This is a genomic window from Craurococcus roseus, assembly GCF_039523795.1.
GTDB lineage: Bacteria > Pseudomonadota > Alphaproteobacteria > Acetobacterales > Acetobacteraceae > Craurococcus > Craurococcus roseus.
The window spans coordinates 1-26,097 of sequence record NZ_BAAAFZ010000072.1 but is presented as its reverse complement, the minus strand read 5'-3'; the positions used below and the strand labels follow the sequence as shown (position 1 = coordinate 26,097).

General features: G+C 73.7%; 23 protein-coding genes. 12 read left to right on the top strand and 11 right to left on the bottom strand.

Annotated features, from left to right (window positions below; translation table 11 throughout):
• Positions 1-10: 10 nt before the first annotated feature.
• The 4 genes from ABD067_RS21435 to ABD067_RS21420 form a co-directional block, all read right to left on the bottom strand.
• The gene (locus ABD067_RS21435; RefSeq protein WP_343897443.1) at positions 11-829 is read right to left on the bottom strand and encodes an enoyl-CoA hydratase; all 819 of its coding nucleotides are present in this window, start codon (positions 827-829) and stop codon (positions 11-13) included.
• 186 nt (positions 830-1,015) lie between these two features.
• Entirely contained in the window at positions 1,016-1,984 is a 969-nt protein-coding gene (locus ABD067_RS21430) for a calcium-binding protein (protein ID WP_343897442.1), read from the bottom strand.
• A gap of 182 nt (positions 1,985-2,166) precedes the next feature.
• Complete coding sequence (locus tag ABD067_RS21425; protein ID WP_343897441.1) at positions 2,167-2,565, bottom strand: Zn-ribbon domain-containing OB-fold protein; 399 nt, start codon at positions 2,563-2,565, stop codon at positions 2,167-2,169.
• A gap of 6 nt (positions 2,566-2,571) precedes the next feature.
• Positions 2,572-3,744, bottom strand: a complete 1,173-nt coding sequence (locus ABD067_RS21420) for a thiolase domain-containing protein (protein WP_343897440.1) — start codon at positions 3,742-3,744, stop codon at positions 2,572-2,574.
• Positions 3,745-3,905: 161 nt separating this feature from the next.
• Here ABD067_RS21420 and ABD067_RS21415 point away from each other — a divergent pair, with 161 nt between their 5' ends.
• Complete coding sequence (locus ABD067_RS21415) at positions 3,906-5,225, top strand: MmgE/PrpD family protein (protein ID WP_343897439.1); 1,320 nt, start codon at positions 3,906-3,908, stop codon at positions 5,223-5,225.
• Positions 5,226-5,228: 3 nt separating this feature from the next.
• Here the strand turns inward: ABD067_RS21415 and ABD067_RS21410 are convergent, their stop codons facing one another.
• Complete coding sequence (locus tag ABD067_RS21410) at positions 5,229-6,599, bottom strand: NAD(P)H-dependent oxidoreductase (protein ID WP_343897438.1); 1,371 nt, start codon at positions 6,597-6,599, stop codon at positions 5,229-5,231.
• A 104-nt stretch (positions 6,600-6,703) separates the two neighbouring features.
• Here ABD067_RS21410 and ltnD point away from each other — a divergent pair, with 104 nt between their 5' ends.
• From ltnD to ABD067_RS21395, 3 genes are all read left to right on the top strand, one after another.
• Complete coding sequence (ltnD, locus tag ABD067_RS21405; protein ID WP_343897437.1) at positions 6,704-7,624, top strand: L-threonate dehydrogenase; 921 nt, start codon at positions 6,704-6,706, stop codon at positions 7,622-7,624.
• Positions 7,625-7,680: 56 nt separating this feature from the next.
• On the top strand, positions 7,681-7,884 hold the full coding sequence (locus ABD067_RS21400) for a hypothetical protein (protein WP_343897436.1): 204 nt from the start codon (positions 7,681-7,683) through the stop codon (positions 7,882-7,884).
• A 223-nt stretch (positions 7,885-8,107) separates the two neighbouring features.
• Entirely contained in the window at positions 8,108-9,583 is a 1,476-nt protein-coding gene (locus tag ABD067_RS21395) for a carbohydrate-binding domain-containing protein (RefSeq protein WP_343897435.1), read from the top strand.
• 54 nt (positions 9,584-9,637) lie between these two features.
• Here ABD067_RS21395 and ABD067_RS21390 read toward each other — a convergent pair whose 3' ends face one another.
• Together ABD067_RS21390 and secA are read right to left on the bottom strand one after the other, a co-directional pair.
• Complete coding sequence (locus ABD067_RS21390) at positions 9,638-10,252, bottom strand: RluA family pseudouridine synthase (RefSeq protein WP_343897434.1); 615 nt, start codon at positions 10,250-10,252, stop codon at positions 9,638-9,640.
• Positions 10,253-10,287: 35 nt separating this feature from the next.
• Positions 10,288-13,026, bottom strand: a complete 2,739-nt coding sequence (gene secA, locus ABD067_RS21385; RefSeq protein ID WP_343897433.1) for a preprotein translocase subunit SecA — start codon at positions 13,024-13,026, stop codon at positions 10,288-10,290.
• Between the two features lie 262 nt (positions 13,027-13,288).
• On the opposite strand from secA, the gene ABD067_RS21380 reads away from it, so the two are divergent.
• From ABD067_RS21380 to ABD067_RS21355, 6 genes are all read left to right on the top strand, one after another.
• Positions 13,289-14,269, top strand: coding sequence for a peptidylprolyl isomerase (locus ABD067_RS21380; RefSeq protein ID WP_343897432.1), 981 nt, complete (start codon positions 13,289-13,291; stop codon positions 14,267-14,269).
• A 64-nt stretch (positions 14,270-14,333) separates the two neighbouring features.
• Positions 14,334-15,524 (top strand): bifunctional glutamate N-acetyltransferase/amino-acid acetyltransferase ArgJ, encoded by a 1,191-nt coding sequence (gene argJ, locus ABD067_RS21375; protein ID WP_343897493.1) that lies wholly within the window; start codon positions 14,334-14,336, stop codon positions 15,522-15,524.
• Positions 15,467-16,489, top strand: a complete 1,023-nt coding sequence (locus tag ABD067_RS21370) for a class I SAM-dependent methyltransferase (protein WP_343897431.1) — start codon at positions 15,467-15,469, stop codon at positions 16,487-16,489. The genes argJ and ABD067_RS21370 overlap by 58 nt, the downstream gene beginning before the upstream one ends.
• 237 nt (positions 16,490-16,726) lie before the next feature.
• Positions 16,727-17,410 carry a phasin family protein gene (locus ABD067_RS21365; protein ID WP_343897430.1) on the top strand — a complete coding sequence of 228 codons (684 nt, stop codon included), beginning with the start codon at positions 16,727-16,729 and terminating at the stop codon, positions 17,408-17,410.
• Positions 17,411-17,587: 177 nt separating this feature from the next.
• Positions 17,588-18,607: a bifunctional GNAT family N-acetyltransferase/(deoxy)nucleoside triphosphate pyrophosphohydrolase gene (locus ABD067_RS21360; protein WP_343897429.1), complete on the top strand. Its 1,020-nt coding sequence runs from the start codon at positions 17,588-17,590 to the stop codon at positions 18,605-18,607.
• Between the two features lie 61 nt (positions 18,608-18,668).
• Positions 18,669-19,451: a competence/damage-inducible protein A gene (locus ABD067_RS21355; protein WP_343897428.1), complete on the top strand. Its 783-nt coding sequence runs from the start codon at positions 18,669-18,671 to the stop codon at positions 19,449-19,451.
• A gap of 19 nt (positions 19,452-19,470) precedes the next feature.
• Here the strand turns inward: ABD067_RS21355 and ABD067_RS21350 are convergent, their stop codons facing one another.
• A complete protein-coding gene (locus ABD067_RS21350) occupies positions 19,471-20,499 on the bottom strand; it encodes a M14 family metallopeptidase (RefSeq protein ID WP_343897427.1) in 1,029 nt (342 codons plus the stop codon).
• 192 nt (positions 20,500-20,691) lie between these two features.
• Here ABD067_RS21350 and ABD067_RS21345 point away from each other — a divergent pair, with 192 nt between their 5' ends.
• Positions 20,692-22,236, top strand: coding sequence for a M81 family metallopeptidase (locus ABD067_RS21345; protein WP_343897426.1), 1,545 nt, complete (start codon positions 20,692-20,694; stop codon positions 22,234-22,236).
• On the opposite strand, the gene ABD067_RS21340 is transcribed toward ABD067_RS21345, so the two are convergent.
• From ABD067_RS21340 to ABD067_RS21330, 3 genes are read right to left on the bottom strand one after another with little or no spacing between them, the layout of a single operon-like run.
• The gene (locus tag ABD067_RS21340; protein WP_343897425.1) at positions 22,233-23,042 is read right to left on the bottom strand and encodes an MBL fold metallo-hydrolase; all 810 of its coding nucleotides are present in this window, start codon (positions 23,040-23,042) and stop codon (positions 22,233-22,235) included. The two genes, ABD067_RS21345 and ABD067_RS21340, sit on opposite strands and share 4 nt — an antisense overlap.
• Positions 23,042-23,794 carry a DsbA family protein gene (locus tag ABD067_RS21335; protein ID WP_343897424.1) on the bottom strand — a complete coding sequence of 251 codons (753 nt, stop codon included), beginning with the start codon at positions 23,792-23,794 and terminating at the stop codon, positions 23,042-23,044. Before ABD067_RS21335 ends, ABD067_RS21340 begins: the two co-directional genes overlap by 1 nt.
• Positions 23,791-25,206, bottom strand: a complete 1,416-nt coding sequence (locus tag ABD067_RS21330; RefSeq protein ID WP_343897423.1) for a M48 family metalloprotease — start codon at positions 25,204-25,206, stop codon at positions 23,791-23,793. Before ABD067_RS21330 ends, ABD067_RS21335 begins: the two co-directional genes overlap by 4 nt.
• Between ABD067_RS21330 and ABD067_RS21325 the strand changes: the two genes are divergently transcribed.
• Positions 25,205-26,097, top strand: an 893-nt coding sequence (locus tag ABD067_RS21325) for a gamma-glutamyltransferase (RefSeq protein ID WP_343897422.1), incomplete at its 3' end; no start/stop codon positions are given. The two genes, ABD067_RS21330 and ABD067_RS21325, sit on opposite strands and share 2 nt — an antisense overlap.

Genomic DNA, 26,097 nt, shown 5'->3' with positions numbered 1-26,097 from the left:
GGCCTTGCCCTCAACGGTGGCGCCAGACCGGCTGCCGCTTGCCGATGAAGGCGCCGATGCCCTCCGCCGCGTCCTCGGCGAGCAGGTTCTCCACCATGACCGCGCCCGCGGCCTCGTAGGCGTCGGGCAGCGGCAGGCCGAGCTGCCGGTTGAAGGCGCGCTTGCCCATCCGCACGGCGACGGCCGAGCGCGAGGCGATCCGCTGGGCGAGGTCCATCGCCGCCGCGAACGCCTGCCCGGCCGGGACGACGCGGTTCACCAGGCCGATGCGGCGCGCCTCCTCCGCCGGCACCATCTCGCCGAGCAGCAGCATCTCCATCGCCGGCTTGCGCGCCACGGCGCGCGACAGCGCCACCGCCGGCGTCGAGCAGAACAGCCCGATGTCCACGCCCGGGGTGGCGAATTTGGCCGTGTCGCCCGCGACGGCGAGGTCACAGGTGGCGACGAGCTGGCAGCCGGCGGCGGTGGCGATCCCCTCCACCGCCGCCACCACCGGCTGCGGCAGCCCGGCCACGGCCTGCATCACCGCGGCGCAGGCGGCCATGCACTCGCGGAAGAACGCCTCGCCGCCGTCCGGGTCGGCGCGGTGGGCGGTCAGCTCCTTCAGGTCGTGGCCGGCGGAGAAGGCGGGGCCGTTGGCGGCGAGCACCACCGCGCGCACCCCGTCGTCGGCCGCTATGGCGGCCAGCTCGTTGGACAGCGCCGCCAGCATCGCGCGCGAGAGGCTGTTGCGCGAGGCCGGCCGGTCCAGCGTGAGGACGGCCACCGCGCCTTCGCCGCCGCGCAGGACCGGCGGCGGCGGTTCGTTCGCTTGCAGGGCTGCGGACATGCGGCGGCGCTCCTTCGCTCGTCCCGCCGCACTATGGGCCGCCGCCCGGACGAGGCAAGCGCCGCCGCGCCGGAGGGGCCTAGCCAAGCTCCGCCGGCGCGGCCGGTCCGATCCGCCGGCGAGAGTGCCTGCTTCCCAGCCCGCATGCCGGCGCGCAACGCCGCCCCGGCCGGCCGCCGGCGGCCATCAGAAGAGGATGTCATCCGCGGTGAGATTCCGCACGCCGCGCAGCTCGATCTCCCCACCCGGCGCGGACGTGCCGAAGCCGGAGATGAACACGATCGTCGCGTCGCTCTCTTCCTCGTAGTCCCACTCTATGGCGCGGGAGCGGTAGCCGCGGAGGTCGAGAAGGTCCTCGCCGGTTCGGAAATCGAGCACCACGTCGCGGTTGCCGGAGCCCTGGCCGGTGTCGAACGGCGTGCCCAGGGGCGGAGCGGCGAAGACGAAGCTGTCCGCTCCCGCGCCCCCCGCCAGCGTGTCGTTGCCGACGCCGCCGATCAGCGAATCGTCGCCCGATCCGCCGTGGATCGCGTCGCGGCCGCCGGCGCCGTCGATGGTGTCGTCGCCGCTCCCGCCGAAAAGGGAGTCGCCAAAATCGCTCTCGCGCGCGATGACGCCGCCGCTGCCGGACGGCACCGACGAGCCGTGTCCCCGGATGGAATCGTCGCCGCCTCCGCCGAACACCGTGTCGGCGCCGTAGCCGGCGGTGATGCTGTCGTTCCCGGCACCGCCGAACAGCAGGTTGCTCCCGGCCGCGTCGCGCAAGTGGCCGGCGTAGAAGTCGGCGTCGCCGAACATCGCGTCGTCGCCGTCGCCGCCGATGACGGTGTCGTCGCCGGCGGGCGGGAAGGCGGGGTCGTCGAAGGCGACCGGTCCGTCGCCGGCGAGGTAATCGTTGCCGCGCCCGCCGGACACGAGGTCGTCGCCGATGCCGCCGAAGGCGCTGTCGTTCCCGCCAAGGCCCTCGATGACGTCCGGCCCGTCGCCGCCGATGAGGGTGTCGGCGTTCTCGGTGCCGATCAGGAAGGCGAAGCCGTTGACCTTCACCGCGGGGAAGCCCGCTATTCCGGCGGAGATGAACGAGACCGCGAGGCGCTCCACAAAGCCGTGGCCTGGGGAGCTTTCAACGTCGTCGATCGGTGGAAGGCCGGCCATCACGAACCCCTCCGTTCGTTGACACGCCGACATACTCCACCACTCGCAGCGTCCGACCTAAGGGAAAGAGCATCCCTTAATCCGGTGTAATGTCGGTGACCCCCAAGCGCCAGATCGGTCCGGATCGCTTCGTTGCTCTGCCCGCGCACGCGAACGAGATCGGCCCGCGCGGCTCAGGGTGGTCATGCCGGCGTGAACATGGTCGCCGGGGGGGAGTCGCCCTGGGTGGGCTTGAACACTACCTTCACCTTTTGCCCGATCTTCAGCGCGTCGAGGTCGCAGTCCACGATGTTGGTGAACACGCGCACGCCCTCGTCCAACTCCACGTAGGCGACGGCGTAGGGCTCCTTGGTGCGCATCACCGAGTAGGAGTAGATCGTGCCCGTGCCCTTCGCCTCCACCAACTCGACGTTGTTGGAGAGGGTGAAGGGCGAGCAGCCGCGCGGGTACCAGAAGTGCCGGCCCGTGTCCTTGCAGAGCCCGATCAGCAGCCGCCCTTCGCGCGCGGCGTCGAAGTAGGGCTTGTTGGTCGGGTCCACCTTGATCTCAGGCAAGGCCCGGTTGGATGCCATGGTCGCCATGCCGGCTCACTCCCTTTCCAGGATCACGGTGGCGCTGCCGTGGCGGGTGCCGAGCAGGCCGCCCGTGCCGTGCGCGACCGCCAGCTTGCAATCCTTCACCTGCACCGCCGGGTGCGCCTCGCCGCGCAATTGCCGCACGGCCTCGATCACCTTGGTCATGCCGCCGCGGTTGGCGGGGTGGTTGTTGCAGAGGCCGCCGCCGTCGGTGTTGAAGGGCAGCCTGCCGGTGCCGGAGATCAGGTTGCCGTCCGAGACGAACCTGCCGCCCTGGCCCTTCTCGCAGAAGCCGAGGTCCTCCAACTGCATCAGCACGGTGATGGTGAAGCTGTCGTAGATGGAGGCGTACTGGATGTCGGAGGGCTTGACCCCCGCCTCCTCGAAGGCGCGCGCGCCGGACCAGCGGGCGGCGGAGTAGGTGAGGTCGATGTAGCCGCCTTCCTGGTTCTTGGTCGCCTCGCCGGCGCCGCGCACCTTGACCTTGGGCCGCGACAGGCTGCGCGCGATCTCCGGCCGCGCCACGATGATCGCGCCGCCGCCGTCGGAGATCACGCAGCAGTCCAGCCGGTGCAGCGGGTCGGCGATCATGGGGGAGCTGACCACCTCCTCCACCGTGACCACCTTCTTGAGCATCGCGTGCGGGTTGTGCTGCGCGTGGTGGCTGGCAGCGACCTTGATCCAGGCGAGCTGCTCGGAGGTCGTGCCGAACTCGTGCATGTGGCGCATGGCGCACATGGCGTAGACGTTGGCGACGGTGCGGCCATAGGGGATCTCGAACGGGTCGTCGGGCACATTGACGCCCCAGCTCCGCGGCGCCGTGCCGGTGGCCATCGCCTCTGCGCGCGGGCGGCCGGCGAGGGTGATGAGCGCCACGTTGCAGCGGCCGAGCGCGATCTGCTCCGCCGCGTGGCCGACATGCAGGATGTAGGACGAGCCGCCGACGTCCGTGCTGTCCAAATGGCGCAGCTTCGTCAGGCCGAGGTAGTCCGCCATGTTGAGCGGGCCGAGGCCCGGCGCGGCGCCGGTGCAGAAGTAGCCGTCGACGTCGTCCTTGGAGAGCCCGGCGTCGTCCAGCGCGCCCCGGGCGACCTCGGCGTGGAGCTGGGCCACCGACTTGTCGTCGGCCTTGCGGGTCGGGTGCTCGAAAGCGCCCACGATGTAGGCCTTGCCGTTGATCGTCATGGCCGTGCCGCTTCCGTTCCGTCGGGCGTCATGCGCGTTCCTCCTTGCTTGGCGCGCAAGGTCCACGCCCGATGCCGGAGCGTCAACCCGCGGACCCGCGCGCTTGCCGGTCCGCGTCCGGCGTCGCATGGATGCCTGCCAGCACGGAGCCGGACCGACCGATGACGACGCCGACCGACGCCCTCGCCGCGCACATCGCCGGCGTCTCCGCCGCCACGGTGCCGGAGGCGGTGCGCGACCGCGCGGGGCTGGTGCTGGCGGACACGCTCGGCGTCATCGTCGCCGGGCAGGGCGACCCGGCGGTCGCCGCGACCGCGCGGCGCCACGCCACTGGCGGCCCCTGCCGCCTGCCGGGCACCGCCGCGCTCCGCGCCGCGCCGCCGATGGCGGCCTTCCTCAATGGCTTCGCCGGCACGGCGCTGGAGCTGGACGAAGGCAACTACCCCGCCGGCGGGCACCCCGGCGTCCACGCCGTCGCCGCCGCGCTCGCCGAAGCCGAAGCGCGGCAGGCCAGCGGCGCGGCGCTGCTGGACGCGGTCATCGCGGGCTACGAGGCGGGCGCGCGGGTCGGCATGGCGACGCGCCTCCGCCCGGCCGCACACCCGCATGGCACCTGGGGCACGCTGGGCGCCGCCGCGGCGGTGGCGCGGCTGCGCGGGCACGACGCGGCCACGGTGCGGCGCGTGCTGGAGGTGGCGGCGAGCCTCGGCCTCGCCACCAGCGCGACCGCTTCGCTGCGCGGCGGCAGCGTGCGCAACGCCTACGCCGGCGCGGCGGCGCAAAACGGGATGCTGGCCTGCGACCTGGCCGAAGCGGGCGTGACCGGCGAGCCCGGCGGCATCGCCGCGGTGTTCGGCGGCGTGGTGGGCGAGGGCTTTGACGAGGGCGCGATGGTCGCGGGCCTCGGCGAACGGTGGTTGATCCCCGAAGCCTTCTTCAAGCAGGCGAGCTGCTGCCGCGAGACGCAAGGCGCGCTGGAGGCGATCGAGCTGCTCCTGGCGGAGGCGCCGGTCGCGCCCGGCGACGTGGCGGCCGTCGAGGTCGAGACCTTCGCCTCCGCCGCCGCGCTTTCGGAGCGCGCCCCCGCCGCGCCGATCGCCGGCCGTTTCTCCATCCCCTTCACGGTGGCGACGCGGATCGTCAGCGGCCACGCCTGGACCGACGCCTTTTCCGAGAAGGCCGTCGCCGACCCGAAAACCCAGGGGCTCGCCGCGCGCGTGGCGGTGCGGGAAGCGCCCGAACTCTCGGCCCGCTTGCCGGCCGAGCGGGTGTGCCGCCTCACCTTGCGGCTGCGCGACGGCGCCGTCCGGCAGAGGGAAGTCGTCGGCACGCCGGGCGATCCCGACCGCCCGTTGCCGGAAGAGGCGTTGCGGGAGAAGTTCCGCCGCTGCGCCGAACCCGCACTCGGCCTCCGGTGGGAGGGCGCGTGGCGGGCGGCGCGGCGGTTGGACGCCCTGGCGGACCTGTCCGCGCTGTTCTGACCGCTACTCCGCCGCCGCGCGCCGCCGCCCGCCGAGCGCGGCGGCGGCTTCCATCTCGCGCCGCAGCTTGACCGCTTCGCTATCGGCGTCGAAGGCCACGTCCGCCCAGCCCACGGTCCCGCCGGCCTTCACCGCGCGCTTCAGCGCGAAGCCGTGCGCGAGGCCGATCGGCAGCGCGCCCAGCTCCAAGGAGCGCGACGCCGGCACGCAGCGGCCCCACACCATCGCGCCGCCCTCGCCGTCCAGCACCTCGCCCGCGGCCAGGTCGCGCTTGGCCGTCGCCACCACGTCGCCGCGCCACGCCTCCGCCGCGCCTGTCGGCTCCTTGCGGAGCGCCGCGGAGGCGACGGAGACGCCGAGTTCCAGCCCGATCAGGTGGTAGGGCCGCCACAGTGCGGCGTAGCGGCCGGACGGGTCGGTGTGGACGCCGTACTCGCTGAAGCAGCGGCGGATGTAGTCTGTCTCGCCCTCGAACACGACGTAGACGCCCCAGCGCAAATCGCCCTGCACCTGCCGCCCGTCGCGCTCCACCGAAGAGACGACCTCCACTTGCCCGGCGACCTCCAGCACGCCGCCGGCCTCGCGCGGGCGCAGCACGAAGGGCAGGTCGTGCGTGCCGCAAGGCGGGAAGCCGAGGCCGTCGGATGGCGGCGCCAGCCCCGTCGCATTGGCGATGGCCGCCATCTCGATCCCGCTCTTCGTGCCGTCGAGGAAGGAGTTGAACATCTGCGGGTTCATCCCGCCCTCGCGCGCCTTCTCGGGCGAGAGCCCATAATGGCCCCAGACCGTCTCCGGCGTGCTGGCGTGGAAGTGCGGCAGGTACTTGGTGCCCTTGCCGGCGGCGACCACGGGGAAGCCCATCGTCCGGATCGTGTCCACCAACTCGCACACCAGTGCCGGCTGGTCGCCGTAGGCCATGGAGTAGACCACGCCCGCCTCCCGCGCCCGCTCGGCGAGCAGCGGCCCGGCCAGCACGTCGGCCTCCACGTTCACCATGACCACGTGCTTGCCGTGCCCGATGGCGGCGAGCGCGTGGCGCAGCCCGGCCGCCGGGTGGCCGGTGCATTCCACCACCACCTCGATGCGCGGCTCGGCCATCAGCGCCATCGCGTCCTCGGTGAGCGCGGTGGCGTCGGTGCCGTTCAGCGCCGCATCAAGGGAAGGCGCGGCGTAGCGTTCCTCCGGCCAGCCGACGCGCGCCAGGGCCTCGCGGGCGCGGGGAATGGCCAGGTCGGCGATGCCGGCCACGTGCAGCCCCGGCGTGCGGGCCGCCATCGCCAGGAACATGGAGCCGAACTTGCCGGCGCCGATCACGCCCACCCTCACCGGGCGGCCCTCGGCGGCGCGGGCGCGCAACATGCGGTGCAGGTTCATGGCGTTCTCCTCCTCGGCGATGGCCCCCGTGTAACGCCGGCCGCTTGACGCCTCCAGGGGCCGCCCGAACCCTGCGCCCACGGAAGCGGACGGGGAGGGGCGGGATGCGCGTCGCGGTGATCGGCCTGGGCAGCATGGGCATGGGCGCCGCGCTCAACCTGCTGAAGGCGGCCGGCCTGGAGGTGTGCGGCGTGGACCCGCGCGAGACCGCCCGCGCCGAGTTCGCCGCCGCCGGCGGCTCGGCGGTGGCGCGCGCGGCGGACCTCCCGGAGGGGACGGAGGCGGTGCTGGTGCTCGTGGTCAACGCCGCGCAGGCCGAAGCGGCGCTGTTCGGGCCGGAGGGCGCCGCGCCCCGCCTCGCGCCCGGCGCGGTGCTGGTCGTGTCCGTCACCTTCGCGCCCGACGACGCGCGCCGCCTCGCCGCGAAAGCCGAGGCGGCCGGGCTGCTCTACGTGGACGCCCCGGTGTCGGGCGGCGCGGCCGGGGCGCGGGCGGGGGCGATGACCGTCATGGCCTCGGGCAGCGAAGCGGCGATGGCGCGGGCCAAGACGGTGCTCGACGCGGTGGCGAAGAAGGTCTGGCACCTGGGCGAGGCGCCGGGGCTCGGCAGCACGGTGAAGGTGGTCCACCAACTCCTGGCCGGGGTCCACATCGCCGCGGCGGCCGAGGCGATGGCGCTCGGCATCCGCGCCGGGGTGGACCCGCGGGGCCTGTACGAGGTCGTCACTGGGGCCGCCGGCAACTCCTGGATGTTCGAGAACCGGATGCCACATGTGCTGGACGCCGACGAGACGCCGCGCTCGGCGGTGGACATCTTCGTCAAGGACCTCGGCTTGGTGGGGGACTTGGCGCGGGCCGTCGCCTTCCCGGCGCCCCTAGCGGCCCAGGCGCACCAGCTCTTCGTCTCCGCCCGCGCCCAGGGCCACGGCGGGGTGGACGACGCCTTCGTCATCCGCGCCTACCAGGCCCTGAGCGGCATCCGGCTACCCGGGGAGGAGGGCGGGCCAAGCGGCGGCACACAATAAACCACTTGCACTCGAGTTCACTATTTGTTCTTATCTGGGGCATGGAGACCCGAGCCATGCCCGAGCACAGCTTGACCTTTCCTGAGCCGCCCACCCGCCGCCACTACCCCCGCCCGCCCGAGATCAGGGTGTCGCTCGCCACCACCCGGCGGGAGGCGTTCCCGGCCTCCGAGGTGCGGGAAGCCTGCCTCATCGGCGGCTTCGCCCTGGCGATCTTCTGGCTCGCCGCCGAGTTGGCCATCGCCTTCGGATTGCGCTGACGCCCGCCCCCATCGGGGCGGCACATCCTTGAAAAGACGATGGCTTTTCTGGCCGGTCCGCCCAACGGCGGACCGGCCTTTTTCATGTCAAACGCGGAAATGCTAACTCCAATGTAATCTATGGTTGAACTTGAGGTTCCGGATAGGCAATAAGACAGCATGCAATCGCGATCCCGTGATCTGGGGTCGGCAAGCTGACCCCACAGCGACCTCGAGGTGTCCCTTGGATTTGAACGTTCTCGTCCGCGGCCAGTCCAACGCCCTCCTGTTCGCCGACCGCGGCGGCGCGGCGGCCCTGGAGAAGGGGCTGGAAGAACGCCTCGGCGTTGACGTCCACCTGCTCGCCGAGTGGGGCACGGACAGCAGCACCATCCACAGCGGCACCGCCTTCATGGGCTGGGACACCGACGGGCGGCAGGCGTCGCTCCTCCGCTACGTCGACGAGCTGCCGGCCGACATCAAGGACAACCCGACTGCCACCGTCTGGATGCACAACGAGTACGACCAGGGCGACTGGTCCCTCACCAAGGACGCCTGGCTCAGCGAGGTGCGGGCCGACGCGGAGTTGGTGCGCGACGCGCTCGGGCAGGGCGCCGCCACCACCCCGTACACCTTCGTGCCGATCCGCTACCCCTACGGCGGCAACTGGGCGCCGATCGGCGACGGCATGGCGGAGCTCGACGCCGACCCGTCCTTCAACGCCGAGATCTCCTGGGCGGCGCGGTCCCTGACGATGGACGGCGACGGCTTCGCCGACAGCAGCCACATGGGCGATGCCGACGCCGTCTGGCTTGGCGGGGAACTGGCCGCGAGCATGGCCGAGACGCTGCGCCCGCTCGCCAACGGCGGGTCGGTGGCGCCGGCGCCGCAGCCCGATCCGCCGGTCGCGCCGCCCGCCCCTCCGGCGGCGGAGGCGCCCACGGGGCCGGTGACGCTGACCGCCGGCAGCGGCCCGGACAGCCTGGTGCTGAGAGTGAGCCAGGACGCCTACCAGGGTGCGGCCGAGTACGCGGTGCTGGTGGACGGCGTGCAGGTCGGCGGCGCCTTCACGGCTTCGGCCCTGCACGGCTCCGGCCAGAGCGACACGCTGACGCTGAAGGGCGACTGGGCGGCGGGCGCGCACAAGGTCGAGGTGCGCTTCCTCAACGACGCCTGGGGCGGCAGCGCGGCGGCCGACCGCAACCTGTACGTCGACGCCGCCGCCTACAACGGCCAAGCGGTCGAGGGCGCGGCGCAGACGGTGTGGAGCGACTGGCAGCCCGGCGCCTTCTCCTTCACCGAAGCGGCGCCCGAGCCGCCGGAGGCGGAGCCGTCGCCCCCGTCGCCGCAGCCGATCCTGGGCAGCGGCCCGGACGCGCTGGTGCTGAAGATCTCGCAGGACGCCTACCAGGGCGACGCGCAATACGCGGTGCTGGTGGACGGCAAGCAGATCGGCGGCGCCTTCACCGCCTCCTCGTCCCGCGCGGCCGGGACGTCGGACACCCTCACGCTGAAGGGCGACTGGGGCGCCGGCGAGCACCGGGTCGAGGTGCGCTTCCTCAACGACGCCTGGGGCGGCACGGCGGAGGCCGACCGCAACCTCTACATCGACGGCGCCGCCTACAACGGCGTCGCGGTGGACGGCGCGGCGCAGACGGTGTGGGACGACTGGACCCCGGGCGCCTTCTCCTTCACCGACAAGGACGCGGCGCTCGTCTGACGGAACGACGGCCGCCCGCTCGGCCGGTCCGATCGGGCTGCTTCGTCCCCGGCGCTACGCGCGCCAGCCGCAGGCGGCGAGGGCGGCACGCATGTGGCCCGGCGGTGGCGCGGTCGCCGCGACCGGCGGATCGAGCGGCAGGGCGATCGCCCGCGCCAGCAGGTGCATCGCGCCGTCCCCGCCGCCGTAGCGCGCGTCGCCCAGCACCGGGCAGCCGAGATGGGCGCAGTGGGCGCGGATCTGGTGGGTGCGGCCGGTGCGCGGGCGGAGTTCCAGCCAGGCCAAGCCGCCGGCCGAGCCCAGCGTGCGCCACCCGGTCAGCGCCGCTTGCCCCTCCGGGTCCACCACCATGCGCCAGCCCTCGCGCGCCGTGCTGCGCTTGAGCAGCGGCGCCGAAACCTCGCCCTCGGCGGCCGGCGGCGCGCCGCGCACCACGGCCCAGTAGGTCTTTTCCGCCCGGCCGGACGCGAACAGCGCGCCGAGCGCCGCCAGCGCCGGCTTGGTGCGGCCGAGCACGAGGCAGCCGGCGGTGTCGGCGTCCAGGCGGTGCGCCGGCTGCGGGAGGCGGCGCTTGCCGAAGGCGAGCGCGGGCAGCCAATCCTCGATCGACGGGCCGCCGCGCGGGCCGCGGTGGACGGGCAGGCCCGCCGGCTTGTCGATCACCAGCACCGCCGCGTCGCGGTGCAGGACGCGCTCCTCCGGGCTCAGTCCGCCCGGCCGTGGCAGTGCTTGAACTTCTTGCCCGAGCCGCAGGGGCAGGGCGCGTTGCGCGGCGTGCGCGCCCAGGTGGTCGGGTCGGCCGGGTCCACGCCCTCGGCGACCGGCCGCGGCGGCATCGGCGAATAGCCGGGCACCCCGCCGGGACCGTCTGTCGCGGCGCCCGCCATCTCCAGTTCGCCCATGGCCGGGTCGGGGTGGCGCATGTCGAAGACGCGCACCGGCTCGGGCTCCGGCGGCGGCGCGTCGGCGCGGAGCTCGATGCGCAGCAGCAGGCCAGTCACCCGCTCGCGCAGCTCGGACAGCATGCCGTTGAACAGCGCGAAGGCTTCCGCCTTGTACTCGTTCAGCGGGTCGCGCTGGCCGTAGCCGCGCAGGTGGATGCCCTGGCGCAGGTGGTCCAGCGCCAGCAGGTGCTCCTTCCACACCTGGTCGAAGACCTGGAGCAGCAGGGACTTCTCGACCATCCGCATGAAGTCGGGGCCGATGTCCGCGGCCTTGGCGGCGAAGGCGCGGTCCGCCTCGGCCTGGATGCGCTCGCGCACCTGGGTCTCGTCGATGCCCTCCTCGCGCGCCCACTCCGCCACGGGCAGGTCGAGGCCGAGCAGGTTGCGCGTCCGCTCCTCCAACCCCTGCAAGTCCCACTGCTCGGGGTAGGCGTTCTCGGGGATGGCGCGGTCCACCAAGCCGGCGACGGTCTCGCGCCGCATCTCAGCCACCGTTTCCGACACGTCGTCGGCGCGCATGAACGCCTTGCGCTGGGCGTAGACCTCCTTGCGCTGGTCGTTCATCACGTCGTCGTACTTCAGCAGGTTCTTGCGCGTGTCGAAGTTGCGCGCCTCAACCTTCTTCTGCGCCCGCTCCAGCGCCTTGTTGATCCAGGGGTGGACGATGGCCTCGCCTTCCTTGAGGCCGAGCTTCTGCAACATCCCGCCCATGCGGTCGCTGCCGAAGATGCGCATCAGGTCGTCTTCCAGCGACAGGAAGAAGCGGCTCGCACCCGGGTCGCCCTGGCGGCCGGAGCGGCCGCGGAGCTGGTTGTCGATGCGCCTGCTTTCGTGCCGCTCCGTGCCGATGACGAAGAGGCCGCCGGCCTCCCGCACCTTGGCGCGGCCCTGCTCCACCTCGGCCTTGTGGCGGGCGAGCGCCGCTTCGTAGACCGGCCCCTCGTTGGTGCCGGCCTCCTGCCGCGCCAGCATCTCGACGTTGCCGCCGAGCTGGATGTCCGTGCCGCGGCCGGCCATGTTGGTGGCGATGGTGACGGCGCCGGGGCGGCCGGCCTGGGCGATGATCTCCGCTTCCTGCTCGTGGTAGCGCGCGTTCAGCACGTTGTGCGGGATGCCGCGCTTCTTCAGCAGCGAGGAGATCAGCTCCGACTTCTCGATGGAGGTGGTGCCGACCAGGAGCGGCTGGCCGCGGCCGCGCGCCTCGTCGATGAGGTCGATCACTGCGTCGTACTTCTCGAGCGCGCTCTTGTAGACCTCGTCGTCCCCGTCCTCGCGCTTCACCGGCACGTTGGTCGGGATCTCCGCCACCTCCAGCTTGTAGATCTCGGCGAACTCGTCGGCCTCGGTCGAGGCCGTGCCGGTCATGCCGGCGAGCTTCGGGTAGAGGCGGAAGTAGTTCTGGAAGGTGATGGAGGCGAGCGTCTGGTTCTCCGGCTGGACCGTGACGTGCTCCTTGGCCTCCAGCGCCTGGTGCAGCCCGTCGGAGTAGCGCCGGCCCTCCATCATGCGGCCGGTGAACTCGTCGATGATGACGACCTTGTCGTCGCGGACGATGTAGTCCACGTCGCGCGCGAACAGCGTGTGCGCGCGCACGGACTGGTTCACGTGGTGGACCAGGGTGACGTTGTGGAAGTCGTAGAGGTTGCCCTCCTGCATCAGCCCGGCTTCGCCCAGCATCGCCTCCACGCGCTCGCTGCCGGCCTCGGTGAGCGAGACGGTGCGGAGCTTCTCGTCCTTCTCGTACACCTCCTTGTCGGCCACCAGCTCCTTCACCACCGCGTCCACGCGGCGGTACAGGTCGGAGCTGTCTTCGGCCGGGCCGCTGATGATGAGCGGCGTCCGCGCCTCGTCCACGAGGATGCTGTCCACCTCGTCCACGATGGCGTAGTTGAAGTCGCGCTGGACCATCTCGTCCAGGCGGTACTTCATGTTGTCGCGGAGGTAGTCGAAGCCGAACTCGTTGTTGGTGCCGTAGGTCACGTCGGCGGCGTAGGCCATGCGCCGCTCGTCGTCGTTCAACCCGTGGACGATGACCCCGGTGGAGAGGCCGAGGAAGCGGTACAGCTTGCCCATCCACTCGGCGTCGCGCGTGGCCAGGTAGTCGTTCACCGTGACCACGTGGACGCCGCGGCCGGAAAGGGCGTTCAGGTAGACGGGCAGCGTCGCCACCAGCGTCTTGCCCTCGCCGGTTTTCATCTCGGCGATCTTGCCCTCGTGCAGCACCATGCCGCCGATGAGCTGCACGTCGAAGTGGCGCATCCCGAGGACACGCTTCGCGGCCTCCCGCACCACGGCGAAGGCTTCGGGCAGCAACTCGTCCAATTCCGTTCCGGACGCGATCCGGCCACGGAACTCGTCCGTCTTGGCCCGGAGCGCCTCGTCGGACAGGGCGGCGGTGGCGGTCTCCAGCGCGTTGATCGACGGGACGCGGGCGGACAAGCGCTTGAGCGCGCGGTCGTTGGAGGTGCCGAAGATGGCGCGGGCGAAGCGGGCGAACATGCGGACCGGATGCTCCGGGCCGGAAGCCCCGCGCCGCCAGGACCCGGCCGGGCGAGGTCCGGACATTCAAAAGGAAAGGGGCGAACGAGCGCCCGGAACCGGAGCCCGCGCGGAGGCGGACCCAGGGCTGCCGTCCACATAAGTAAGTGCCGGGGCGAGGTCAACGAAGAAGCATCGGCCCGGGGGCCCCGCCGGGAACTCGGCTTGTGGCGACCCCGCCCATCCCCCATCTTCCGGCGCTCGCCAAAGGTATCCGATCCGCATGCGCTTCCGCCCGGCCATCCTCGCCGCCTGCCTCGTTCCGCCCGTCGTGGCCGCCCGGCCCGCGCCGGCCCAGACCCCGGCAGCCCCGGCCCCCGCGGCGGCGGCCGCCGCCCAGGACCCGCTGCTCGCGCGCGTGGACGGCCAGGAGGTGCGGATGTCGGACGTGGTCGCGGTGGCCGCCGAGGTGCTGCCGCCCGAACTGCGCGGGATGCCGCCCGCCGCGCTCCTCCAGATGCTGCCGCCCGAGGTGTCGCGCCAGCTCGTGGACCGCGCCATCACCGAGCGCGCCCTGATCCAGGCCGCCCGCGCCGCCGGCCTCGACAAGGACGAGGAGGTCCGCCGCCGCATCCGCCGGGCCGAGGAGCAGGAGCTGCAACAGGCGCTGCTCACCCGCGAGGTCGCCGGCAAGGTGACGGACGACGCCATTCGCGCCCGCTACGAGCAGGAAACGGCCAAGCGCCAGGGCGAGCCGGAGGTCCACGCCCGCCACATCCTGGTGCCGACCGAGCAGGCCGCGCGCGAGGCGATGGCGGAGGTGGCCAAGGGCGCCGATTTCGCGGAGGTGGCCAAGCGCCGCTCCACCGGCCCTGGCGCCCAGCAGGGCGGCGACCTCGGATTCTTCAAGAAGGGCGACATGGTGCCCGAGTTCGCCGAGGCCGCCTTCGCCCTCCAGCCCGGCCAGGTGAGCGACGCGCCGGTGCGGAGCCCCTTCGGCTGGCACGTCATCAAGGTGGAAGAGCGCCGCGCCGCCGCGCCGCCCCCCTTCGAGGACGCCAAGCCGCAGATTCAGCGGCAGATGCTGGAAGAGGGGGTGGAGGCCATGGTGCAGCGCGTCCGCTCCGCCGCGAAGATCGAGCGGCTGGACAGCGCCGCGGCGCCCGCGCCCGCCGGCTCCCTGCTCGACAACGCCGCGCCCCCGCCCGCCAACGCGCCCGGCGGAAGCCGCGCCGCCCCGCCGGCGCAACAGCAGCGCCGCTGAGGGCGGGCGCGTGGCCGCCGGCAGGGACCTGCCCGTCTCGCCCCTCGCCGTCCCGTTCCCCGAGATGCCGCCCGTCGCGGGCGTGCTGCTCGGCACGGCGCAGGCGGGCATCCGCTACACGGCGCGGGAAGACGTGACGATGATGGCCTTCCCCGCCGGCACGACCGCGGCGGGGGTGTTCACGCGCAACAAGTGCCCCGGCGCGCCGGTGGAGTGGTGCCGCGACGCGCTGCGCGGCGGCAAGGCGCGGGCGCTGGTGGTCACGGCGGGCAACTCCAACGTCTTCACGGGCCGCGCCGGGCGCGAGACCTGCGAGCGCACGGCCAAGGCCGCCGCCGAACTGGCCGGGTGCAAGCCGCGCGAGGTGTTCCTCGCCTCCACGGGCGTGATCGGCGAGCGCCTGCCCACCGAGAAGCTCACCGGCGCGCTGCCCGCCCTGCACGTTGCGCTGCGCCCGGACGCTTGGCCCGAAGCCGCCCGCGCCATCCTGACCACCGACACCTTCCCCAAGGGCGCGGTCCGCAAGGCCATGATCGGCGGCGAGGAGGTGATGATCGCCGGCATCGCCAAGGGCAGCGGCATGATCGCGCCGGACATGGCGACCATGCTCTGCTTCGCCGCCACGGACGCCAAAATCCCCGCGGTGCCGCTCCAGGGGATGCTCCGCCGTGCGGTGGACCTGTCCTTCAACCGCGTCACGGTCGACTCCGACACCTCCACCTCCGACACCGTCCTGCTCTTCGCCACCGGCCAGGCTAAGCACGGGCGCGTCCCGGCCGATGGCGACCCGCGGCTCCTCCGCGACTTCGCCCGCGCGCTCCAAGACCTGATGCTCGACCTCGCCCTACAGGTGGTGCGGGACGGGGAGGGGGCGCAGAAGCTGATCCGCGTCGAGGTGACCGGCGCGGTTTCCGCCAAGTCCGCGCACCGCATCGCCATGTCGGTGGCGAACTCGCCGCTGGTGAAGACCGCGGTGGCGGGCGAGGACGCCAACTGGGGCCGCATCGTCATGGCGGTCGGCAAGGCCGGCGAGCCGGCGGACCGCGACAAGCTCTCGGTCGGCGTCGGCGGCACCTGGATGGCCAAGGACGGCGGCGTGGTGCCGGGCTACGACGAGGCGCCGGTGGCGGCGCACATGAAGGGCCGCGAGGTCGAGATCGCCGTTGACCTCGGCCTCGGCCGCGGCAAGGCGACGGCGTGGACCTGCGACCTGACCCACGGCTACATCGACATCAACGGCAGCTACCGGAGCTGAGCGCCGCGGCGGCGCCCCTGCCGCCCTGCCCGATCACCGGCGAGCCGGCGGCGGAGTTGGTGGAGCGCGTCTCCGCCAAGCTACTCCACGACCTTTGGCGCCTCGGCGCGCGGGTGGAGCCGGAGCCGCTGCGACGGGACGGGGGCTCCATCGGCCTCTACCGCTCGCCCTGCGGGCTGATGTTCTTCCACCCCGCCGCGGCGGGCTCGCCGGCCTTCTACCAGGCCTTCTACGAGCGCTTCCGCGGCTACGAGATGCTCGGGCGGCAGGCCGCCACGCGGGGGGACTTCCGCGCCGGCGCGGCGCTGGCGCGGCCCGGCGACCGCGTGCTGGACGTGGGCTGCGGCGAAGGCGCCTTCGCCGCGCTGCTCCCGGCGGGCGCGCGCTACACCGGGCTGGAACCGCACGGCGCGCCGCGCGCCTCGCCCCACGTGCTCGCCGAAACGGCGGAGACGCACGCCGCGCGCCGGCCCGGCGCCTACGACCTCGCCTGCGCCTTCCAGGTGCTGGAGCACGCGGCCGACCCGCTCGGCTTGGCATCGGCCATGGTGGGATGCCTGGCGCCGGGCGGGCTGCTCGTGCTGGCGATGCCGGTCTGGCCCTCGCCGCACACCGAGATCCCGAACAACCTCGTCAACCTGCCGCCGCACCACCTGACGTGGTGGAACGAAGGCGCCTGCCGCGCGCTGGCGGCGCGCCTCGGGCTTGAGGTGGCCCGGGTGGAAGCACTACCTGCCTACCCGTCCCAGGCCGTCGTGCATTGGACGCGGCTGTTGTGCGCGCCTCGTGCCCGGCCCGGCCGCCGCGTGCGCGCGGGCTGGCGCTTCCACGCCGCCATCGGGCTGGCCTACGGGGCGGCGAAGCTCCTGGCGCCGGTTCTCGGCCTCCCGCCCGGTGCGCGGCCGCTCGACATCGTGCTGGTGGCCAGGAAACCGGCGCGAACCCTAATTGCAACAGGAACGTAGCCTGCGTGTCATTGACGCAAATCAAACACCAGCAATGAAATTAAAAGAGGCACAAGGGGAACTGTAACGCACGTTCCCGATCTGCCACCGCAGCATGTTGCGGATAGAAATCTACCGCCAATCAGGCGGATTTTCCGCCTCCGGTAGCTTGATCCGACCGAGGCGAAGGCTTATTACATGAGTTGTGCGTTGCAGCAATCCTGTTCTAGACGCATTTGGACTGATCGGGAGATCAACATGGCCGACACGAACACGAACAAGCCGCAAGACGCCAAGCCGTCCTTCAGCACGAGCCAGGCCGGCGCCGCCGTCAAGGAAAGCGCCCGCAACGCCGCCGACGCGATGCAGCAGGGCGGCCGCTCCACCGCCGACGCGATGCGCAACAACGCCGACGCCGCCGCCGACGTGGCCCGCCGTGGCGGCGAGGCCGGCGCCGACGCGATGAACCGCGCCGGCGAGACCGCCAGCGACATGACGCGCAAGGGCACGCAGGCCCTGGTCGAGAGCCAGCGCCAGATCGCCCAGGACGCCGCGCAGCGCTTCGAGGAGGTGAGCCGCAAGATCGCCCAGGCGACCCAGGGCACCTCCGAGAACGTGCGCCGTCTGATGACGCTGCCGAACGCCGCCGAAGGCGGCCTGCGCGACATGCAGCAGGGCGTGACCGGCCTGTTCGAGGGCGTGGTGCAGACCAACCTGCGCGTGGCGCAGGAGCTGTTCCGCCTGGCCAACCCGGCGCCGTTCGTCGAGCTGCAGCAGCGCTTCGTGCGCGAGTACACGGACACGCTGGTGCAGAACAGCGCCACGCTGGTCCGCGCCATGCGCCGCACCGCCGACGAGACCCTGCGCCCGCTCGAGGAGCAGATCCGCCAGCGCGGCCAGGACAACCAGGCCGACGCGCGCTTCCAGACCGCCGCGGAGTGAGTCGCCGCGCGGCCCGCGAGGGCCGCGTACGAGAAAAGGACGGCCGGGGCATCATGCGGTGCCCCGGCCGTCTTTGCGTCCGGGCCCCGCGGTCCGGACCTGCTTCGGATGCCGCGCATCCGCGACGCCGCATCCGATCGTTGACACACCCGGCCTGGTGGCCATCCTTCGCGCCCCGTGCCCCCGCCCCAAGCCCCCCCCGATTTCGCGCCGCTGCGCACGGAACGGCTCGTCCTGCGGGCCTTGCGCTCGGAGGACGCGGCCGCGCTGCACCGCTTGGTCAACGACTGGGACGTGGCCAAGACGCTGGCGCGCGTGCCCTTCCCTTATCCGCGCGACCTGGCGGACGAGTGGATCGCGTCCACCTGGGAGCAGATCGCCGCCCGCGAGGCGTGGCACCTTGCCATCGCCGGCGAGGACGACGCCCTGCTGGGCTGCGTCGGCCTGACGCTAGACCGCGGCAAGGGCAGCGCCGAACTCGGTTACTGGGTCGGGCGGCGGCACTGGGGCAAGGGCCTGGGTCCGGAGGCCGCCAGCCGCCTGGCGCGGTGGGCGTTGGATGATCTGGGCGTCGGCACCGTCCACGCCAGCGCGCTGCTCGACAACGCCCGCTCCGTCGCCGTGCTGCGGCGCCTGGGCTTCCGCGAAGCGGGCGAGGCGACGCAACCGTTCCTGTCGCGCGGCGGCGCGCCGATGCCGGTGCTGCTCTTCGAAGCCGGTCCCGGCGACTTGGCCGCCGTGAAGGCCGCCGCGCCGAAAGCTGCCGGGCCAACGGGGTCGGGGCCGGACACTGGCGGCGGCGCCGTGCTGCTCGTGGTGGCCTGCGCCCTGGTGGACCCGGAAGGGCGCGTCCTCCTGGCCCGCCGTCCGGCAGGCAAGCCGATGGCCGGGCTGTGGGAATTCCCCGGCGGCAAGGTCCACCCCGGCGAAACGCCGGAAGCCGCCCTGATCCGCGAACTCGCCGAGGAACTCGGCATCGGCGTGGAGGCGAGCTGCCTCGCGCCCTTCACCTTCGCCTCCCACCCGCACCCCGACGGCCACCTGCTGATGCCGCTCTACCTGTGCCGGCGCTGGGAAGGCGCGGTGCGGGCGCGCGAGGGCCAAGCGCTCGCCTGGGTCCGGCCGCAGCGGCTGCGCGACTACGCCATGCCGCCGGCCGACAAGCCCCTGGTGGCGATGCTGCGGGACTTCCTGTGACGGCGCCGGCCCGCCATCATCGCAGGCCATCGTCCGAAGCGCCCCCGGAGCCTGCCGCCGCATGACGACCGAGAACCCGACCGCCTGCCTGCTCATCATCGGCAACGAGGTGCTGTCCGGCCGCACCCGCGACGCCAACCTGCAATACATCGCCACCCGCCTCGGCGAACTCGGCATTCCCATGCGCGAGGCGCGCGTCATCCCGGACGTGCCGGAAACCATCATCGGCGCGGTGAACGAGTGCCGCGCGCGCTTCACCCACGTCTTCACCACCGGCGGCATCGGCCCGACCCACGACGACATCACCAGCGAATGCGTCGCCCGCGCCTTCGGCGTGCCTTGGGAGGTCCACGAGGAGACGCGCGCGCTGATGGCGGCCGACTACGCGCGGCGCGACCCCCCGGTGGAGTTCAACGCGGCGCGGATGCGGATGGCGACGCTGCCCCGAGGCGCGGTGCCCATCCGCTGCGACGAGACCAGCGCGCCCGGCTTCAGCATGGGCAACGTCCACGTCATGGCCGGCGTGCCGCGCATCATGCGCGCCATGTTCGAGGCGCTGGCGCCCTCCCTGGAAGGCGGGCGCCCGGTCCTGTCGCGCGCCGTCCACGCGGACGGCGTGTACGAGGGGACAATCGCCGAAGGGCTCTCAGCCATCCAGGCGCGGCACCCCTCTCTCGACCTCGGCAGCTACCCCTACTACCGCAAGGGCGCCCCCGGCGGCGGCGTGGCGTTGGTCGCCAAGGGCACCGACGGCGCCGAGGTGGAGGCGGCGGCGCGAGAGATGGCGGCGCTGCTGCGCGAGGCGGGCGGGGAAGCGCGGGAAGGCGAGCCGCAGCAGGGCTGAGGGCGGCGGGCGGCGCCGCTCAGGCGTCCACGAACCGCGCCAGCCGCACCGCGGTGTGGCCCGGCGCCGTGCGCAGGCTCGGCATCACCAGCAGGCAGTGGTCGTGCGGCGTGCGGATCTCCTCCTCGCCGTCGAGCGCGATCAGCGTGTTGCGCTCCGGCACCACGTCGCCGCCGCGGAAGGCGCGCACGAAGGCGAAGCCCGGCGAGGCCGCCGTCACCGTGCGCGTCACCTCCGCCAAGCGCGGCCGCGCGGAAGGGGGCGGGGGCGGCGGCAGCACCTCGTCGTCCGGCGACACCGCGCCGCAACGGCGGAGCAGCGCGGCCGCGGTCGCTTCCATGGCCGGGACGGTGGCCGGCTCCCAATGCGGCCCCGCCTCCACCAGCAGGCCGATGCGCGTCCCGTCCGGCGCCGCGAAGCCGTCGTAGTCGATCATCCGCCGGCCCGTCGCGTGCCCGTCGTCGCCCACCACCAGCGGCGGCACGCCGAGGTCGAGTGCCAGGCGCCGCGCCCGCTCCGTCCGCCCCGCGAGCACCAGCGGATCGGAGGGCCACAGCATGGAGTGCAGGTCCAGCAGCACGTCCACCGTGTCGATGAACGGGCGCAGCGTCCGCGCGCGCCGCAGCTCGCAGGAGCGGCGCCCGCCGGAGAGCGCCGACTCGTCCCACACGCGGTTGAAGTCCTCGTCCACGAAGCGGCTGGCGGTGGGGTCCGCCGGGTCGAAGCGGTTGAACGCCTCCGTGTTGGCGAAAACGAAGGAAAGCCGCCCGCGCGCCGGCCGCAGCCCTTCGCGCAGCCAGCGGTCCAGCACGGCGGCGCCGCAGATCTCGTTGCCGTGGACCAGCGCCGACACCGCGATGTGCGGGCCGGAGGCCGCGGCGGCGAAGCTCCACACGCCGGGCAGCGCGTTGCCGTCGCGCCAGGGCCGCAGGTCCGGCTTGGCGACGTTCACCTCGAAGGGCGGCACCGCCTCCCGCTTGGCGCCGGCGGCGAGCGCCGCCAACGCGGGCGACAGGCGGGCGCCGTCCTCCGGCACGTCAGGAACCATCGGGGCGGCTGGGCCGGGCGCGGTTGCGGGCGAGGCCGGGCGCGGCGCCGTCGCGGCCCGGCCGGCCGCTCCGCCACCTCGCGTCGAACCTCCCTGTCCGCCCCGGCAGCAGCATCGCGCCCAGGCACTCCGCAAAGCCCAGGGCGCAGTCTATACGGGCGGGCGACGCCGGCAATCCGGGGAGGGCGCAGCATGACACCGCCACTGCCGCCGCGCATCGCGGTGCTCGGGCTGCACCTCGAAGCCAACGCCTTCGCGCCGCCGACGACGCTGGAGGACTTCGCCCGCCAATGCGTGGCGCGCGGCGCGGGGATCACCGCCCTGGCCCGCGCGCCGGTGAGCCACCTGCCGGCCGAACTGCCCGGCTTCTACGCCCGCATGGACGCCACCGGACCCTGGACGCCGGTGCCGGTGCTGGTCGCCGCCGCGCCGCCCGGCGGGCCGATCGAACAAGCGGTGTTCGGAGGCTTCCTCGACGAGATGGAGCGCGGCCTCGCCGCCGCCCTGCCGCTCGACGGCGTCTACATCGCCAGCCACGGCGCGTCCTCCGCCGTGGCGGACGAGGACAGCGACGGCACGCTCGCCGCCGCCGTGCGCCGCATCGTCGGCCCGGCGGTGCCGGTGGTGTGCTCGCACGACCTCCACTGCAACGTCAGCGAACGGCTCGTGGAGAGCGTGGACGCCTTCGTGGCCTACCGCACCAACCCGCACGTCGACATGGCCGCCCGCGCCGCCGAATGCGCCGACCTCTTGCGGGAAGCCTTGGGCGGGGTACGCTTCGCCCGCGCCTTCGTCCGGCTGCCGCTCGCGCCGCCCACCGTGACGCTGCTCACCGCCTCCGGCCCCTACGCCGACCTCGTCCGCGACGCGGAAGCGCTGATGCGCGACGACGCGCGGATCGCCAACGCCTCCGTCGCCGGCGGCTTCGTGTACTCCGACCTGCCGAAATGCGGGATCACGGTGACGGTCACGGCGCGGAACGGCGACCTCGCCGCCGCGCGGGAAGCGGCGTTGAAGCTCGCGCGCCGCGCCTGGGCCGAACGCGGGCGGCACACGCGGCGCCTGCTATCCGTCGCGGAGGCCGCGGACCTCGCCGTCCGCGCCGGGCGCGGCGAGCACCCGCCAGTCATCTTCTCCGACGCCGGCGACAACCCGGGCGGCGGCGGGCGCGGCAACACCGCCTGGGTGCTCCGCGCGCTGCACGAAGCCGGCGCCGCGGGCGTCGTCCTCGGCGTGTTCGTGGACTCGGCGCTCGCCGCGGAGGCGCACGGGCTGGGGGAAGGGGCGCGGTTCGAGGCGGTGTTCAACCGCGTGGAATCCGAGTTCTCCAAGCGTCTCGTCGCCCCGGGGCGCGTCTTGGCGTTGCGCGATGGCCGCGGCGTCGGCCGGCGCGGTACCATGGCCGGGCGCGAATTCGACCTCGGCCCTTCGGCGCTGCTGGAGCTGGAAGGCTCGGGCCTCCGCGTGGTGGTGGGCAGCCTGCGCCGGCAATGCCACGAACCGCGCATGCTGGAGATGCACGGCATCGACATCGCCGCCGCGCGCTGCGTCGTGGTGAAGAGCCGCGGCCACTTCCGCGCCGGCTTCGACGAGTTCTTCCCGGACGACCGCGTTTTGGAGGTGGACGCCCCCGGCCTCACCAGCCCGGTCCTCGCCAACTTCAAGTGGCGCCGGCTGCCGCGCCCGGTGTTCCCGCTGGACCCGGACGCGGGATGGCGGGAGCCGGCTTGGGCCTAGGGCGCCTGCATCGCTTGCGCCCAGGCGCAGTGCCGCTCGGCGGAGCGCGCCAGCGCCTCTTTCCCGCCCGCCACGATGTCGCGGTCCGCGAAGGCGCCGTGGATCGCGTCGAAGGGCAGCGCCGCGCAGCGTTCCGCCATGCGCCGCACCTGCTCCGGCGGCAGCGGGATCAGGCACGGGTAGCTCCGCATCAAGCCGAGGTGCTTCCTGTCCGGCAGCACCTGCATCACGTCGCCGACCAGCAGCGCGCCCGCGCCGCGCGACCAATGCGCGATCGTGGCGCCGGCGAAGTGGCCGCCCAGCCGGTGCAGCGCCACCTCCGGCAGCACCGCTTGCGTCTCCCCCTCCCAGAAGCGCAGGCACGGATCGTGGCGCACTACGTGCCCCCGGTCGTCCGCGTGCAGCCAGACCGGCACGCCGAAGGCGCGGCCCCACTCGGCCATGGTGGTGTAATAATGCGGGTGCGAGATGGCGACCGCAGCCAGCCCGCCCAGCGCCCGCACGATCGCCTCCGTCGCGTCGTCGAGCAGCGCGACGCAGTCCCACAGCAGGTTGCCCGCCGGCGTGCGGACCAGCAGCGCCCGCTGGCCGATGGCGAAGGCCGGGAAGGTCTGCACCGCGAACAGGTCCGGCGCGATCGCCCGCCAAGCGTTGGAATGGCCGATCCGCAGCCTTTCCAGCGTGGTCCAGGACTGGCCCCCGGGCGGCACGAACTGCCGCTCGTCCTCGCAGACCGGGCAGCGTCTCGGCGGCGCGTCCGCGTCCGGCCACTGCGTCCCGCAAGCCGTGCAGAGGAAGCGCGGCATCAGCGCGGCGCCGTCCTCGCCTCGGCCACCAGCCGCTCCAGGGTGGCGAGGTCCACGGCACCGGGCACCAGCGTCCCGCCCACCACCATGGCCGGCGTGCCCTGGATCTGGAGCGCCTGCGCGAGCCGGCCGTTGGCGTCCAGGCGCCGCTGCACCGCCGGGTCGTCCATGTCGCGCTTCAGCCGCGCCCAATCGAGGCCGGCGCGCTCCGCCTCGCGCTTCAGCACCGGCTCCGCCGGCTCCTCGCGCAGCTTCATCACCGCATCGTGCAGCTCCGCGTATTTCCCCTGCTTCTGCGCCGCCAGCAGGGCGCGGGAGGCCAGCACGCTGGTCGGGCCGAGGATGGGGAAGTCCTTCATCACCCAGCGCACGTCCCGCTGCCGGCGCAGCAGCTCCTCCACCACCGGGATCATCCGCTTGCAGTAGCCGCAGCGCGGGTCGAAGAACTCCACCACCGTCACCGCGCCCTGCGGGTTGCCGATGGCGGGGTCGGCCGGGTCACGGAACAGCGCCTCGGCGTTGGCGGCGATGGCGGCGCGGCCGGCGCCTTCGCGCTCGCGCCGTTCGGCCAGCTCCAGCCCTTCCAGGGCCTCGCGCAGGATGGACGGGTCGGAGCGCAGCGCGTCGCGCAGGATGCCGACGATCTCCGCCCGCTGCGCGTCGGTGAAGCCCGGCGTTTGTTGCGCCGACGCCGCGCCGGCGCCGAGCGCCAGGGCGCCGGCGAGGACGGCGTTCCGCAGAGTACGGTTCAAGGGCGTGGCCTCCGGCGCATGGCTTCTCTCTCCTGTTCGCGCTGCTCGCGCGTCATGTTGTCGCGCTGCGCCGCGTGGCGCAGGTCGGCGGCGCGCAGGCGGAGCGGGCCCGGCGGCAGCGCCGCCTCCGCACGCTGCGCGAGGGTCCGGACGGCGGGGAAGTCCCCGACCAGCATGGCCTCCTCCGCCAAGGCGAGGTCCGCCTGCGCCGCCAGCCCGAGCCGGCCCTGCGCCACGGCGAGCTGGCGCCAGGCGAAGGCGTTCTCGCGCTCGATCCTGAGGCTCGCCTCCAGCTCGGCCGCGGCGGCCCGCAGCAGCGCCGGGTCGCCCGCCTCCATCAGCGCGCGGCCGAGCGCGAGCCGCACCAGCGCCTCGCCCGGCGCCAGCCGCGCCGCCTCGCGCAGCGGCCCGACCGCCTCGGCCACCCGCCCGGCCTCGAACAGAACCTGCCCTTGCAGCTCCCGCAGCCAGGGATTGCTCGGCTGCTCCCGCACCAAGCCGTCGAGCAGGCCGAGCGCCGCGTCCGCCCGGCCGGAGCGGTGCTGCGCGATGGCGCGGGCGTAGCGCGCGGGCGCGGAACCGTCGTTCTCCCCGTAGCGCCGCCACGTCGAGAGCGGCGGGTCGATGAAGCCGTCCAGCTTGGCGCGCACCATGAGGAAAGCGGCTTCAAGGCCGGCGGGCAGGCCCGCGTCGCCGCGCGCCGCGCCGGCGCGCTCCACCCAATCGGTCACGAACTCCAGCCGGTCGCGCGACAGCGGGTGCGTGCGGAGGTAAGGGTCCTGCCGCCCCACCGTCAGCATCTCCTGCTCCTGCATCCGCAGCAGCAGGCGCCGCAAGCCGCTGCCGGACCAGCCAAGGCGGTCGAGGAAGGTCATGCCCGCTTGGTCCGCCGCCTGCTCCTGCGCGCGGGAAAAGGCGAACAGCTCGCCCTGCGCCATCGCCTGCCCGCCGAGCATCCCGGCCGCCGCCGCGCCGCCGCCGCCGCCCGCCGCGGCCGCCGCGCCGCCCAGCAGCATCCCCGCGAGCGACCGGAGCATGGCGTTGCGCATCTCCTCCGGCAGCCGCGCGACGTGGCCGCCGGCGATGTGGCCGGTCTCGTGCGCCAGCACGCCGGCGAGGTCGCCCGCCCCGGCCGATTGCTGGATGAGCCCGGTGTTGATGAACAGCCGGTTGCCGGTCGTGACGAACGCGTTTATGGGCCGCGCCTGGATCAGCGTCATCCGCACCAGCGCCGGATCGACGCCGGCCACGCGGAACAACGGATGGGCGATGGCGCGGAGGAGGCCCTCCGTTTCCGCGTCCCGCACCGTGACCAAGGCGCCGGCGCCCCCCTGCGCCCTCGCCGCCGAGAAGGGAGTGGACGTCGCCAGCATGACCCAAAGCGCCAGGACAAGGGCGAACGCGTTCCGCATGGGGCGGCTTGTAGCGCGCCCCGCCCGGCGGGTTCCAGCGCCATCGCCCGTCCGGCCCGCCCGCCTCCTGGGCGCGGCGGCGCTGGCCCTGGCGCTCGGCGGCTGCGAAACCCTGGCCGGCTTGAATCCCTTCGGCGGCGGGGGCAACGCGCCGCAGCCCGGCACGCCGGGCTTCGTGCGCGGCTTCCTCGGCGGCGTGGCGGCGGAGGACCCGGCCGCGGCGCTGGCGGCGCGCAACGTGCTCTCGGCCGGCGGCACCGCGGTGGACGCGGCGGTCGCCGCCGGCTTCACCATGGCCGTGACCCTGCCCTCCCGCGTGGGCCTGGGCGGCGGCGGCGCCTGCCTGGTCTTCGACCCGAACAGGGGCGCCGCGGAAGCGGTGCTGTTCCCGCCCGGCGCCCGCGCCGGCGTGCCGGCCGGCGCGGACCGGCCGGCGGCGGTGCCCCTCCTGGCGCGCGGCCTCTTCGCGCTCCACACCCGCAAGCCCGGCCGGCCCTTCGAGGAGCTGATGGCGCCGGCCGAGCAACTCGCCCGCTTCGGCACGGAGGTCGGGCGCGGCTTCGCCGCGGACCTCGCCGCGGTCGCCGGGCCGCTGCTCGCCGATCCCAGCGCGCGCGCGGTGTTCGCCGGCCCGGACGGGGCGCCGCTCGCCGCCGGCCAACGCATGGTGCAAGCGGAACTGGCCGGCACGCTCGGCCAGCTCCGCACTTCGGGGGTGGGCGACCTCCACCAGGGGACGATGGCCCGCCGGTTGGCGGAGGTGTCCGCGGCGGCCGGCGGCGGCGCCTTCGGCCTCGAAGAGCTGCGGGCGGGGCTGCCCAGGCTCGCCGCGCCACTCCTGCTGCCGGCGCGCGGCGGCGACCAGGTGGCGTTCCTGCCGCCGCCGGCCGA

Coding starts and splice junctions, on each gene's coding strand:
- ABD067_RS21380 (WP_343897432.1), top strand. CDS start 13,289: ATGCGCTTCCGCCCGGCCATCCTCGCCGCCTGCCTCGTTCCGCCCGTC.
- ABD067_RS21420 (WP_343897440.1), bottom strand. CDS start 3,744: ATGACGATCAACGGCAAGGCCTACATCGTGGGCGCTTTCGAGCACCCG.
- ABD067_RS21415 (WP_343897439.1), top strand. CDS start 3,906: ATGACGACGCCGACCGACGCCCTCGCCGCGCACATCGCCGGCGTCTCC.
- ABD067_RS21430 (WP_343897442.1), bottom strand. CDS start 1,984: ATGGCCGGCCTTCCACCGATCGACGACGTTGAAAGCTCCCCAGGCCAC.
- ABD067_RS21435 (WP_343897443.1), bottom strand. CDS start 829: ATGTCCGCAGCCCTGCAAGCGAACGAACCGCCGCCGCCGGTCCTGCGC.
- ABD067_RS21350 (WP_343897427.1), bottom strand. CDS start 20,499: ATGGTTCCTGACGTGCCGGAGGACGGCGCCCGCCTGTCGCCCGCGTTG.
- ABD067_RS21355 (WP_343897428.1), top strand. CDS start 18,669: ATGACGACCGAGAACCCGACCGCCTGCCTGCTCATCATCGGCAACGAG.
- ABD067_RS21425 (WP_343897441.1), bottom strand. CDS start 2,565: ATGGCGACCATGGCATCCAACCGGGCCTTGCCTGAGATCAAGGTGGAC.
- ABD067_RS21410 (WP_343897438.1), bottom strand. CDS start 6,599: ATGAACCTGCACCGCATGTTGCGCGCCCGCGCCGCCGAGGGCCGCCCG.
- ABD067_RS21340 (WP_343897425.1), bottom strand. CDS start 23,042: ATGCCGCGCTTCCTCTGCACGGCTTGCGGGACGCAGTGGCCGGACGCG.
- ABD067_RS21365 (WP_343897430.1), top strand. CDS start 16,727: ATGGCCGACACGAACACGAACAAGCCGCAAGACGCCAAGCCGTCCTTC.
- argJ (WP_343897493.1), top strand. CDS start 14,334: ATGCCGCCCGTCGCGGGCGTGCTGCTCGGCACGGCGCAGGCGGGCATC.
- ABD067_RS21400 (WP_343897436.1), top strand. CDS start 7,681: ATGCCCGAGCACAGCTTGACCTTTCCTGAGCCGCCCACCCGCCGCCAC.
- ltnD (WP_343897437.1), top strand. CDS start 6,704: ATGCGCGTCGCGGTGATCGGCCTGGGCAGCATGGGCATGGGCGCCGCG.
- ABD067_RS21330 (WP_343897423.1), bottom strand. CDS start 25,206: ATGCGGAACGCGTTCGCCCTTGTCCTGGCGCTTTGGGTCATGCTGGCG.
- ABD067_RS21345 (WP_343897426.1), top strand. CDS start 20,692: ATGACACCGCCACTGCCGCCGCGCATCGCGGTGCTCGGGCTGCACCTC.
- secA (WP_343897433.1), bottom strand. CDS start 13,026: ATGTTCGCCCGCTTCGCCCGCGCCATCTTCGGCACCTCCAACGACCGC.